Raw genomic sequence first — 12,791 nt, forward strand, 5'->3', positions numbered from 1 at the left:
CGCGCCTTTTTCCGCTGTTTTGTTTAATCTACATTCACACCGCAAACAAGCGACCCCGGGGGGGGGGGGGGGGCCCCCGGGGGGGGGGCGCCGCCCGCCGCCGGCCGTGCCCGGCTCGACTCGCTGACCGGACTGCGCTTCTTCGCGGCCCTCGCGGTCTTCGTCACCCACTCCTCCTTCCTCCTCATCGGCTCGGCGAGCCTGATCTTCCCCACCTTCGCCGACCCGGAGACCGGCGCCGCCTTCCAGGCCTGGGTCGGGCAGGCCGGCAGCCTCGGAGTGGCGTTCTTCTTCGTCCTCAGCGGCTTCGTCCTCACCTGGTCCGCCCGTCCCGGCGACCGCGCGGGCAGCTTCTACCGCCGCCGCTTCGTCAAGATCCTTCCGCTGTACTACGTGGCCGGGGCCGCGGCGACGCTCCTCCTGTGGGACCTCGGCGTCCGCTGGCAGGACCTGCTCGCCTACGCGACCTTCCTCCAGGTGTGGGCGCCGAACCCCGAGGTGAACTTCAGCGTCCTCACGCCCGGCTGGTCCCTCGCCGTCGAGGCCGTGTTCTACCTGGTCTTCCCACTCGTCATCGGCAGGTTCCGCCGCCTGGGCCGCGGCGCCGCCTGGACGGGCCTCGCCCTCAGCGTCGCCCTCGCCTTCCTCGTACCGGTCCTCGCCTACGTCCTGCCCGCCGGCGCCGGCGAGCTCGTGGGCGCCCCGAACCAGGCCGGATTCCAGACGTGGTTCGCGTACGTGCTGCCGCTCGGCCGCCTCTGCGACTTCTTCGCCGGCATGTTCGCCGCGCTCCTGGTGACCTCCGGCCACTTCCCCCGCACGAGCCTGCCGTGGGTCCTCGTCTCCTTCGTGCCCTGCTACGTCTGGGCGGCCGAGAGCCCGTGGCTGTTCGGCCAGCGGGCACCCCTGCTGGTCTCCTGCGTCCTGCTCATCGTCGCCGCCGCGCAGCGGGACGTCGCCGGGCGCCCCTCGTTCCTGTCGTCGAGCACCATGGTCCTGCTCGGCAACGTGTCGTTCGCGTTCTACCTCGTCCACCACCTGGTGCTCTACGCCCTCAACACCAAGGTGCTGCACGGCCCCTTCGGCTCGGTGCCGATGGTCGCCGCCTACATGGCGTCGGCCCTCGTCGTCTCCCTCGGCGTGGCATGGCTGCTCCACCGGTACGTGGAGATGCCCCTCGTCCGACGTTTCAGCACACCCCAGAGGCACACCCGCACGGAGGTCGCGGCATGAGGATCCTGGTCACCGGAGCGGCCGGATTCATCGGCTCCCACTTCGTCCGCCGGCTGCTCGCCGACGCGTACAGCGGCTGGGAGGGCGCCCACGTCACCGCCCTGGACAAGCTGACGTACGCCGGCAACCGGGACAACCTGCCCGCCGCGCACGAGCGCCTGGAGTTCGTCCGCGGCGACATCTGCGACCGCGAGCTGATGCGGGCCCTCGTGCCGGGCCACGACGCCGTGGTCCACTTCGCGGCCGAGTCCCACGTCGACCGCTCCCTGGACGGCGCCGGCGAGTTCTTCCGTACGAACGTCCTCGGCACCCAGACCCTCCTCGACGCGGTACGGGACAGCGGCGTGGAGCGGGTCGTGCACGTCTCCACGGACGAGGTGTACGGCTCCATCGACGAGGGCTCCTGGACCGAGGAGTGGCCGCTCGCGCCCAACTCCCCTTACGCCGCCTCGAAGGCCTCGTCCGACCTGGTCGCGCGCGCGTACTGGCGCACCCACGGCGTCGACGTGTCCGTCACGCGCTGCTCCAACAACTACGGACCCCACCAGCACCCCGAGAAGCTCATCCCGCTGTTCGTCACGAACCTCCTGGAGGGCCGGCAGGTCCCGCTGTACGGCGACGGGCGCAACGTCCGCGAGTGGCTGCACGTGGACGACCACTGCCGGGGCATCCACCTGGTGCTCGACCGGGGGAGGGCGGGCGAGATCTACAACATCGGCGGCGGCAACGAGTACACGAACCTCGCCCTCACCGAGAAGCTGCTCGAACTCACCGGCGCGGGCGCGGAGATGATCCGCCGGGTCCCGGACCGCAAGGGCCACGACCTGCGCTACTCGCTCGACGAGTCCAAGATCCGCGAACAGCTCGGCTACGTCCCGCTGACCGGTTTCGAGGAGGGCCTGGCCGCGACGGTCGCCTGGTACCGGGACAACCCGGACTGGTGGAAGGCCGTCAAGGAGGGTCCCGACCGTGCGCACTGACGCCCGTCCCGCGGCCGTGCGTTCCGACGCCCGGCCCGTCGCCGGGCTGTCCGTCGTCGTCCTCGGCGGCACCGGGTTCCTCGGCCGGCACCTCGCCGAGGGCTTCGCCGCGCGCGGCGCACGGGTCCACGCCGTCTCCCGTACGGGCGGGCCCGCCGCCCTGCGCCTCGATCTGCTCGCGGCGGCGCCGGACGAGATCGCCCGGCTCCTCGCCTCGACCGGCGCCGACGTGGTCGTCAACGCGGCCGGCCGGGCCTGGCGGGCCGACGAGCGGCAGATGGCCGAGGGCAACGCCGAACTGGTCGAGCGGCTCGTCACGGCGCTCGCCGGACACCCCGGCCCGCCGGTCCGGCTCGTCCAGCTCGGCAGCGTCCACGAGTACGGGGCCGGTGCGGCGGGCGCCGCGACAGGCGAGGACCACGAGCCGGCCCCGGTCACCCCGTACGGACGCACCAAGCTCCAGGGCACACGGGCCGTGCTGCGCGCCGCGTCCGGGCGCGGTGTCGACGGCGTGGTGCTCCGGCTCGCGAACGTGCTCGGCGCCGGGGTGCCGGAGGGCAGCCTCTTCGGCCGGGTCGCGGCCGAGCTCGGCGAGGCGGCGCGCGCCGTCGCACGCGGCGACGAGCCCGCCGAGCTGCGCCTCCCGCCGCTGCGCGCGGCCCGCGACCTGGTGGACGCCGGCGACACGGTCGCCGCGGTCCTCGCCGCGGCCACGGCACCGGCCGCCGCGGTCTCCGGCCGCGTCCTCAACATCGGCCGCGGCGAGGCGGTTCCGATGCGGGAGCTGATCCACCGCATGGTGGCGCTCAGCGGGGTCGACGTGCCGGTCGTCGAGGACGCCGAAGGGCCGGCCTCGCGCACCGATGTCGCCTCGCAGTGCCTGGACGTCGGCCGTGCGGAGCGGCTCCTCGGCTGGCGTCCGCGCCGGCCCCTCGACGACTCACTGCGCGATCTCCTCGCGCCCGTACTTCAGCAGGGACGTCCGCCGCTCGGCGTCACTCCCCACGCATCCGACATGGAAGAGGAATCACCGTGAGCGACCGCAAGGAACTCGTGCTGGAAGAGGTCCGCAAGTACCACCAGGAGGTGTCCCCGGTCCGGGAGTTCGTCCCCGGCACCACGGAGATCTGGCCGTCCGGCGCGGTGCTGGACGAGTCGGACCGGGCGGCCCTGGTGGAGGCCGCGCTGGAGATGCGCATCGCGGCCGGGCGCAGCTCCCGCAGGTTCGAGTCGGCCTTCGCCCGGCGCCTGAAGCGCCGCAAGGCCCATCTGACCAACTCCGGCTCGTCGGCGAACCTGCTGGCGGTGTCGGCGCTCACCTCGCACGTCCTGGAGGACCGGCGGCTGAAGCCGGGCGACGAGGTGATCACCGTCGCGGCGGGTTTCCCGACCACGGTCAACCCGATCCTGCAGAACGGTCTCGTCCCCGTCTTCGTGGACGTCGACCTCACCACCTGCAACGCGACGGCCGACCGGGTGGCGGCCGCGATCGGCCCGAAGACCCGGGCGATCATCATCGCGCACGCCCTCGGCAACCCGTTCCCCGTCACGGAGATCGCCCAGCTCGCCGAGGAGCACGACCTGTTCCTCATCGAGGACAACTGCGACGCGGTCGGCTCGCTCTACGACGGGAAGCTCACCGGCACCTTCGGCGACATGACCACCGTCAGCTTCTATCCGGCGCACCACCTCACCATGGGCGAGGGCGGCTGCGTCCTGACCTCGAACCTGGGCCTGGCCCGGATCGTGGAGTCGCTGCGGGACTGGGGCCGGGACTGCTGGTGCGAGCCCGGCGAGAACGACAAGTGCCTCAAGCGCTTCCAGTACCAGATGGGCACCCTGCCGGCCGGGTACGACCACAAGTACATCTTCTCGCACGTCGGTTACAACCTGAAGGCGACCGACATCCAGGCGGCCCTGGGGCTGACCCAGCTGGCCAAGCTGGACGACTTCATCGACGCCCGGAAGCGGAACTGGCGGCGGCTGCGGGACGGCCTGGACGGCGTGCCGGGGCTGCTGCTGCCGGAGGCGACGCCCCGCTCCGACCCGAGCTGGTTCGGCTTCGTGCTCACGGTGGACCCGGAGGCGGCCTACAGCAGGGCCGAGCTCGTGGCCTTCCTGGAGGACCGGAAGATCGGCACGCGCCGGCTCTTCGCGGGGAATCTGACCCGGCACCCGGCCTACATCGACCAGCCGCACCGGATCGTGGGCGAGCTCACGAACAGCGACATCATCACCGAGCACACCTTCTGGATCGGGGTGTACCCGGGGCTGACCGACGAGATGCTGGACTACGTCGTCGCCTCGATCAAGGAGTTCGTGGCCGCGCGCGGCTGATGACGCGTTCCCGGGGCGTCGGCAGGGCGGCGCCCCGACGGGAAATCAGGAGCTTCCGAAACGGAAACCGACACCGCGTACGGTGGTGATCCACCGGCTGGAGCCGAGTTTGCCGCGCAGACTGCTCACATGCGTGTCTATGGTCCGGCCGGGTTTCGCCCGGGGATCGCTCCACACCTGGGCCATGATCTGCCGCCGGGAGAAAACACTGCCCGGCCGCGAGGCGAGCAGATAGAGGAGATCGAATTCCTTCCGGGTCACCTCTATGTACCGTCCGTCGAGGCGGACTTCCCGGGAGCGGTGGTCGATGTGCAGCGAGCCGACCGCGATGACGTCGTCCGGGGCGGAGGACTGGAGCCGCACCCGGCGCAGCACGGCCTCCATTCGGGCCGTCAATTCGGTCAGGCTGCACGGTTTCACGATGAAATCGTCCGCTCCGGCGCGCAGGCTGAGGACCCGGTCGAGTTCCGTGTCGCGCGAGGTGACGACGATCAGGGCGACGTCGCAGAGGGCGCGGATGCTCCGGCAGAGTTCCATGCCGTCCAGGTCCGGAAGGTCGAGGTCGACGAGGAGGACGTCCGCGCCGCGGTAGGCCTGGAGCGCCTCGGCTCCGGTCCGGGCGTGCTCCGCCTCGTAACCGTGCCGGCGCAGTCCCTGGATGAGCAGATCGGCGTCGTGGGACGCGCTCTCCACGGAGAGTACGCGGGTGGCTTTGTGTTCGGCCTGTGCCTGCGGTCGAATGGGCTCGGTATTGACGGATAATTGATACGGAATGCCTGCCGTGACCGTTCCTTCACTCACGCAAAACAGTCTACACAGGTGAGTTGTGATGTACACGGGGTTCCGCTTCGCCATTCTGTAAAAGAGAGCGGCGGGTTGCGGTGACGTGAGGATTGCGCGGATATTTCGCGGCCGTCGATCTTTTCTGGACAACTTTCCGGTCGACGTGGTGTGACCGTGGTCTCGTCGCGGGCGCAGCGGCCGGTCGTCGCCCCGCCCCGGCGCGGACGGTCCCCTCGCCCACGTATCCTCGACTCCTCGGAAAATGGGGGAGAGGATCGCGGAGGTATACAGGTGGAGTTCCGGCTGCTCGGCTCCGTCGCGCTGGTGACGGAGGACGGGGACGTAGCCCTGGGGCCCGCCAAGCGGTCCAGTCTGCTCGCCATGCTCCTGCTGCGCCCCAACAGCGCCGTGAACGTCGGCCAGTTGATCGACGCCCTGTGGGAGGAGGAGCCGCCCACCCACGCCAAGACCGTCCTCCAGGGCCATGTCTCGCGGCTGCGCGCCCTGCTCGCCGAGCACGGCGCCGAGGCGTACGGCGTCGAACTCGCCACCCAGGGAACGGCGTACGTCCTGCGGATGCCGGAATCGCTCGTGGACGCCCACCGCTTCGAGGAGCTCGTCGGGCTCGCCGGGGTGCAGCGCCGGCCCGCCGACGCCGTACGGATGCTGCGCGAGGCGCTGTCGTACTGGCAGGGGCCCGCGCTCACCGGAACCGTGCACAGCAGGCCCCTCGAAGCCGCCGCCGGAGGCCTGGAGGAGCTGCGGCTCGCCTCGGTGGAGGCCCTCGCGGAGGCGTACGGGCAGCTCGGCGAGCACGGCAGGGCCGCCGCCGTCCTGCGTACCGAGGCCGTCGCCCACCCGCTGCGCGAGTCCCTCGCCGCCGCGCTGATGCTCGCGCTCGCCCGCTCCGGCCGCCAGTCGGACGCCATCGACTGGTACCACCGGACCCGGCGGCTGCTCGCCGAGGAACTGGGCGTCGACCCCGGCGAGACCCTCAGCGAGGCGTACGCGACGCTGCTCCGCTCAGCCGAGCCCGTCTCCCCGGCCCGCCCCGCCCCCGAGGTCAGGGCCCCGGCGCCCGAGGGCCTGCCGCGGGCCCCGCGCGGCTTCACCGGGCGCGGCGCCGAACTCGCCGCCCTCGACGCCGCCGTCCGCGCCGGGGAAGGCCCGGTCTGCCTGGTCACCGGGCCCGCCGGGGTGGGCAAGACCGCCTTCGCCGTCCACTGGGCCTACGAGCGGCGCGCCGACTTCCCCGACGGACGGCTCTTCGCCGACCTGCGCGGCTTCAGCGACACCCAGGAGCCCGAGACCGCCGCCGTCCTGCGGGAGTTCCTGCTCGCCCTCGGGGTCCCGCCGCAGCGGATCCCGGAGACCGTCGACGCGCGCGGTGCCCTGTTCCGCTCGCTCACCAGCGGGCGCCGGCTGCTCGTCGTCCTCGACAACGCCCGCTCCTCCGAGCAGGTCAGGCCGCTGCTGCCCGGCGGCGCCCCGTGCACGACGCTCGTCACCAGCCGCGACCGGCTCGGCGGCCTCATCGCCTCCGACGCCGCCCGCCCCGTGCCCCTCGGACACCTTCAGCCCGCCGCCTCGGCGGCCCTGCTCTCCACCGTCCTCGGCGCGGACCGGGTCGCCGCCGAACCGGCCGCCGCCACCCGGCTCGCCCGGCTCTGCGACGGCCTGCCGCTCGCCCTCCGGGTGACTGCCGCCCGCCTCGCCGAGCGGCCGCACTGGACGCTCGACGCGATGGTCGGCGAACTCGCCGACGAACAGAGCCGGCTCGCGCTGCTCGACGTGGAGGACCGGGGCGTCTCCGCCGCACTCCGCCTCACCGTGCAGCAGCTGCCGGAGTCCGCCGCCCGGACGTTCCGCGCGCTCGGCCTGCACACCGGCTCCGACCTCGACCGGTTCGCGGCGGCCGCGCTCGCCGGGACGACACCCGGGCAGGCCTCCGCCGACCTGGACCGGCTCGCCGCCGCCCACCTGCTCACCGAGGCCGTCCCCGGCCGCTGGACGCCGCACGACCTGGTGCGCCTCTACGCCCGCCATCTCGCCCCGCAGGCCGACCCCGAGGGCCTGCCCCGGCTCATCGACCTCTACCTCTACACGGGCCTCGCGGCCGACGCCGCCGCCGAGCCCGGCTCACAGCCCTGCTACACGCTGCCCGCCGACGCCCGGCGGCCCGCCGCCACCCGGGAGTTCGAGGACCGTACGGCGGCGCTCGACTGGTACGCCGCCGAGCGCCCCGCCCTGGAGGGCGCGGTCGCCGCCGCGGCCGCCCTCGGGATGCACGACCGGGCCTGGCGGCTCGCGCTCGTGCCGTGGCCGCTGATGCTCATGCGGATCGGGGACGGCTGGACCCCGCTCCTGGAGGCCGGGCTCGCCTCGGCCGAGGCGATCGGCGACCTCGACGCCCAGTCGCGCACCTGTGCCCTGCTCGGCTGGATCCTGCACGAGGAGGGCCGCGACGCCGAGGCGCTGGTCCATCTGGAGAGGGCGCCCGGCCTGGCCGCCCGGGCCGGCGACCCGATCAGCGAGGCGATCGCGTACATCAACTACGCCGCCGTGCTCGACGCGACCGGGGAGCACGAGCGGGCCGGGCTGCTGATGCTGCACGCCGTCGACCTCGCCGACCGCACCGGCCACCCCTCCACCCAGGTGCTGACCCTCCAGCACCTGGCGGGCCACTGCGTGAAGGCGGAGGACTTCGAGGCGGCACTCGCGCACACCCTTCGCGCCGGGGAACTGGTCGCGCCCGACGCGGTCGTCATCCGGGCCTCGCTGCAGATCACCCTGGGCGAGGCGCTGGCCGGTATCGGCCGGCTCGACGAGGCCGCCGACCAGCTGGAACGGGCGATCGTCGCGGCCGACGCGGCCGGTTTCACGGAGGGTTCGGCGCGGGCGGCGGCGCACCTCTCGCGCCTGTCAGCGGATCGTTAGCGGTACGCAAGCGGGACGGCAGCGGGGGCCGGGAAGCTGGTTCACGGCACCGAGCGAGGTGCCCCGGCGCGGGTGGACCGCACGCGTCGGACGAACGCGTCAACGGGGGAGTACCACCATGCGCAACCACCGCAAGAACACCGTCCTGGCCGCCGCCGCCATCGCCGCCCTCTCGCTGGGCCTCACCGCCTGCGGCGGCGGGGACGGCGCCACGGGCGCCAAGGACGCGGGCAGCGCGAGCTCCGCCCCGGTCAGCGTCGGTGCGGGTGACAGCGGCGCGGCCACCGCCACCGCCGGCGGTGCCACGGCGGACCAGGCCGCGACGAAGAGCGGCTCGGGCTCCACGGGCGGCTCGTCCGCCTCCACGGGCGGCTCCGAGGCCGGCTCGACGAGCGGCTCCACCACCGGCTCCGCGTCCGGCGGCAAGAGCTCCGCGAAGGCCCCCGCCTGTGCCTACGGCGACATCAAGGTCACGGCGGCGAAGGCGGACGAGGTCCCGACCGAGCACATCACCCTCACCGCCACCAACACCTCCGGCCGCTCGTGCACCCTGCTGGAGTACCCGCTCATCGCCTTCGGCCCGATCCAGACCGCCAAGGACGTCCCGGCCGTCGCGAAGAGCAAGCCGGCCACGCCGATCGTCCTGGAGGCCGGCCGGCCCGCCTACGCGAACGTGCGGATCGCGCTCGGCGGCGTCCACGAGGACAACAAGGTCGTGAACGAGTTCAACGTGAACCTCTTCGCCGCCGAGGGCCCGGCCGAGGGCAGCATCGTCGTCAAGGCCCCCGCCGGCGGCCTCGCGGTCGACGAGGCCGCCGCGAAGACGGGCTACTGGACGTACGAGCTCCGCAACGGCGCCGACGAGTTCTGATCCGTACGCCCGTGAGCGCCCCCGGTGCGGCGTCAGGGACGGGACCGGCCGTCCGTGACGCCGCACCGGGCGCGGCCGGCCGGGGAACACCCCCGCGCGACCACGCGTTCCCGTACCACCTGAGCGGCCGTCAGGGCGGTCGCCGGGGGGAACGAAACGGAGCTGCCATGTCCTACCCCGAGCCCCGCTACCACGGCGAGAAGGGCGAGATCAGCGCCACCTACCGGCCCGCCGGAACGCCCGCCGAGCTCACCGCGCCCAACGGGACCCGCACGCACTATCTGGCCACCACCGCCTCCACGGGCGGTGAGTTCGGTCTCTACCGCGTCGACATGACCCCCAAGGCCGGCGGGCCCGCCACCCACTTCCACCGGACGATCTCGGAGACCTTCTTCGTGCTCGACGGGACCGTCCGGCTCTACGACGGGGAGCGCTGGGTGGACGCGGTCAAGGGCGACTGCCTGTACGTCCCGACGGGCGGGCTGCACGCCTTCCGCAACGACTCCGACGAGGACGCCTCGATGCTCATGCTCTTCGCGCCGGGGGCGCCCCGCGAGGAGTACTTCGAGAAGATGACGGAGTTCGCGTCCATGACGGACGAGGAGCGGGCCGAGTTCTTCCTGAAGCACGACACGTTCTGGACGGACTGAGGCGCGCGCTTCACGGCACCAGGCCGGTCTTCGCGCCCGCCCCGCACAGCGGCACCACCGTGAGCCCCGGGCGGGGCGGGGCCGCGCTCACCGCCGCCCAGCAGGCCACGCCGGTCGCCTCCACGAACAGGCCCCGGCGGGCCAGGTCCCGCTGGGCGGCGCGGATCTGGTCCTCCGTCACCGTCAGGAACGTACCGCCCGACGCGCGCACCGCCCGCAGGATCTGCCGGGCGCGGGGCGGGGCGGGGATCGCGATGCCCTCGGCGAGGGTGGGGCGCGCCGCGGCCGGCCCGGTGAGGTCCTCCGCGCCCGCGTGGAAGGCGGCGGCCAGCGGGGACACGGCCTCCGCCTGGACGGCGACGAGCGCGGGCCGGCGCTCGACGAGCCCGTGGCCGTACAGCTCCTCGACGGCGAGGGCGGCACCGAGGAGCAGGGTGCCGTTGCCGACGGGGACGACGATCGTTTCCGGGAGGCGTCCGCCGAGCTCCTCCCACAGCTCGTACACGTAGGTCTTGGTGCCGTGCAGGAAGTACGGGTTGTACACGTGGGAGGCGTAGAAGACGCCCCGCTCGTCCGCCGCCTCGCGCGCAGCCCGGGCCGTCGCCTCGCGGTCGCCGGGCACCTCGACGACCCGGGCCCCGTGCGCCCGGATCTGCTCCAGCTTCTTCGGGGACGTGCCGCCGGGGACGTACACGACGCAGTCGAGCCCGGCCCGTGCGCTGTAGGCGGCGATCGCGGTGCCCGCGTTGCCGCTGCTGTCGGCGAGGACCGTGCGGGGCTCCAGGCGGCGGGCGTGCGCGGCGAGGAGTGCGGCGCCGCGGTCCTTGAAGGACAGGGTCGGCATGAGGAAGTCGAGCTTGGCCGAAACCGCGCCGGTGCCCGCGCCGGTGGCCGGGTCGGCGCCCAGGTCGCCGGTGAGGCGGACGAGCGGTGTGCGGCCCTCGCCGAGGCTCACCTCGGGCCCGTACGGGAGCGGAGGGAGCGCCTCCTCGTAACGCCACAAGGAATTCACGCGTGACGCGAGTGACGGGAGGGAGACCGGCCCACTCGTGAACGCGAGGTCCCAGGGGCCTCGGCACTTCGGACAACACCAGGTGAGGGCGGAGACGGGGGACTGGATCCGGCAGCGGGGGCACTCGTAGGCGGTCATGAGGGCCAGCATGTCAGCGGTGTGACACGGGTGTTGCGGAGTTGTGCGGGCTCTTGTGGGATTCCTATGGATCAGTCAATCTTTCGCTCGGCAGCCGGACGTTCGAGACGGCACGGGCCTCCCGTGTCGCATTGACATGTCCATGCCTAAGTTCCTGGCACCGTCACGTCGAGCTCCTGCCTTACCCCCACGAGGAGGACCCCCCACATGTCAGTGATGCGCGCACCGCGCCGCCGGGCCACCGCCGCGGCCATCGCCGTCGCCGCCCTCGCCCTCGGCTCCCTCACCGCCCTCCCGGCGGCCGCCGCGACGACCGCCCCCGAGGGCGTCATCGAGAACGCCGGCGCGGAGGGCACCGTCCCGGGCAGCTACATCGTCACCCTCGACGAGTCCGCCCAGGCGGAGACCGCCAAGGGCCGGGCCGTCGCCGCCAAGTTCGGCGCCACGATCAAGCGGACGTACACCTCGGCGATCAACGGCTACTCCGTCGAGCTCTCCGAGGCCCAGGCGAAGAAGCTCGCGGCCGACCCGGCCGTGAAGTCCGTCGTCCAGAACCGCGTCTTCCACATCGACGGCACCCAGCCCTCCCCGCCGTCCTGGGGCCTGGACCGGATCGACCAGAAGGCCCTTCCGCTGAACCAGAGCTACACCTACCCGGACTCCGCGGGCCAGGGCGTCACGGCGTACATCATCGACACCGGCGTCCGTAAGACCCACACCGACTTCGGCGGCCGCGCCGTCGACGGCTACGACGCCATCGACAACGACAACACCGCCCAGGACGGCCACGGCCACGGCACCCACGTCGCCGGTACCGTCGCGGGCACGTCGTACGGCGTCGCCAAGAAGGCGAAGATCGTCGGCGTCCGCGTCCTCGACAACTCCGGCTCCGGCACGACCGAGCAGGTCGTCGCGGGCATCGACTGGGTCACGCGGAACGCCGTCAAGCCGGCCGTCGCCAACATGAGCCTCGGCGGCGGCGTCGACTCCGTCCTCGACAACGCCGTCCGCAACTCGATCGCCTCCGGCGTCACCTACGCCGTCGCCGCCGGCAACGAGACCGACAACGCCGCCAACCACTCACCCGCGCGCGTGGCCGAGGCCATCACCGTCGGCGCCACCACGTCGAGCGACGCCAAGGCGAGCTACTCCAACTACGGCAGCGGCCTCGACCTCTTCGCCCCGGGCTCCTCCATCACCTCGTCCTGGGGCACCGGCGACACCGCCACCAACACCATCTCCGGTACGTCGATGGCGACCCCGCACGTCGCCGGCGCCGCCGCGCTCTACCTGGCGGACAACCCGACGGCGACCCCGGCGCAGGTCTCCACGGCCCTCGTGAACGCCGCCACCCCGAACGTCGTCACCAGCCCCGGCACCGGCTCCCCGAACCGGCTGCTGTACGTCGGCGGCGGCACCACCACCCCGCCCGGCCCGAAGTTCGAGAACACCGCGGACTTCGCGATCAACGACAACGCGACCGTCGAGTCCCCGGTCACCGTCAGCGGCGTCTCGGGCAACGCCCCCTCGGCCCTCCAGGTGCCGGTGAACATCGTCCACACCTACATCGGTGACCTCCAGGTCCAGCTGATCGCCCCCGACGGCTCGGCGTACACGCTCAAGGCCTTCGGCACCGGCGGCAGCGCGGACAACATCAACACCACGTACACCGTGAACGCCTCCTCGGAGGTCGCGAACGGCACGTGGAAGCTGCGGGTCACGGACAACGCGAACCTCGACACCGGGAAGATCGACTCCTGGGCGCTGCAGTTCTGATCGATGCCTGATGTGGATCCACGCCTGATCCAAGGGGGGGGGGCGGTCGCCTGCGGGCGGCCGCCCCTTCCGTA

10 protein-coding genes are annotated in these 12,791 nt (G+C 72.7%); 8 read left to right on the plus strand and 2 right to left on the minus strand.

Going from position 1 to position 12,791, the window contains the following annotated elements; genetic code table 11:
- Positions 1-123: 123 nt before the first annotated feature.
- From ACWGN5_RS04780 to rfbH, 4 genes are read left to right on the plus strand one after another with little or no spacing between them, the layout of a single operon-like run.
- Positions 124-1,233 (plus strand): acyltransferase family protein, encoded by a 1,110-nt coding sequence (locus ACWGN5_RS04780; RefSeq protein ID WP_453511474.1) that lies wholly within the window; start codon positions 124-126, stop codon positions 1,231-1,233.
- Entirely contained in the window at positions 1,230-2,213 is a 984-nt protein-coding gene (rfbB, locus tag ACWGN5_RS04785) for a dTDP-glucose 4,6-dehydratase (RefSeq protein WP_453511303.1), read from the plus strand. Before ACWGN5_RS04780 ends, rfbB begins: the two co-directional genes overlap by 4 nt.
- Positions 2,203-3,249 (plus strand): NAD-dependent epimerase/dehydratase family protein, encoded by a 1,047-nt coding sequence (locus ACWGN5_RS04790; RefSeq protein ID WP_453511305.1) that lies wholly within the window; start codon positions 2,203-2,205, stop codon positions 3,247-3,249. The genes rfbB and ACWGN5_RS04790 overlap by 11 nt, the downstream gene beginning before the upstream one ends.
- On the plus strand, positions 3,246-4,550 hold the full coding sequence (rfbH, locus tag ACWGN5_RS04795) for a lipopolysaccharide biosynthesis protein RfbH (RefSeq protein WP_453511306.1): 1,305 nt from the start codon (positions 3,246-3,248) through the stop codon (positions 4,548-4,550). Before ACWGN5_RS04790 ends, rfbH begins: the two co-directional genes overlap by 4 nt.
- A gap of 45 nt (positions 4,551-4,595) precedes the next feature.
- Here rfbH and ACWGN5_RS04800 read toward each other — a convergent pair whose 3' ends face one another.
- Entirely contained in the window at positions 4,596-5,351 is a 756-nt protein-coding gene (locus ACWGN5_RS04800) for a response regulator transcription factor (protein ID WP_453511308.1), read from the minus strand.
- Positions 5,352-5,624: 273 nt separating this feature from the next.
- On the opposite strand from ACWGN5_RS04800, the gene ACWGN5_RS04805 reads away from it, so the two are divergent.
- The 3 genes from ACWGN5_RS04805 (at position 5,625) to ACWGN5_RS04815 (ending at position 9,791) form a co-directional block, all read left to right on the plus strand.
- Positions 5,625-8,270: a BTAD domain-containing putative transcriptional regulator gene (locus tag ACWGN5_RS04805; protein ID WP_453511309.1), complete on the plus strand. Its 2,646-nt coding sequence runs from the start codon at positions 5,625-5,627 to the stop codon at positions 8,268-8,270.
- Positions 8,271-8,388: 118 nt separating this feature from the next.
- Entirely contained in the window at positions 8,389-9,141 is a 753-nt protein-coding gene (locus ACWGN5_RS04810) for a DUF4232 domain-containing protein (protein WP_453511310.1), read from the plus strand.
- Between the two features lie 167 nt (positions 9,142-9,308).
- On the plus strand, positions 9,309-9,791 hold the full coding sequence (locus ACWGN5_RS04815) for a cupin domain-containing protein (protein WP_453511311.1): 483 nt from the start codon (positions 9,309-9,311) through the stop codon (positions 9,789-9,791).
- Positions 9,792-9,801: 10 nt separating this feature from the next.
- On the opposite strand, the gene ACWGN5_RS04820 is transcribed toward ACWGN5_RS04815, so the two are convergent.
- Entirely contained in the window at positions 9,802-10,953 is a 1,152-nt protein-coding gene (locus tag ACWGN5_RS04820) for a threonine synthase (RefSeq protein ID WP_453511312.1), read from the minus strand.
- 195 nt (positions 10,954-11,148) lie between these two features.
- On the opposite strand from ACWGN5_RS04820, the gene ACWGN5_RS04825 reads away from it, so the two are divergent.
- Positions 11,149-12,717 (plus strand): S8 family serine peptidase, encoded by a 1,569-nt coding sequence (locus ACWGN5_RS04825; RefSeq protein WP_453511313.1) that lies wholly within the window; start codon positions 11,149-11,151, stop codon positions 12,715-12,717.
- Positions 12,718-12,791 lie beyond the last annotated feature (74 nt).

This window comes from Streptomyces sp. NPDC055815, from assembly GCF_053616475.1.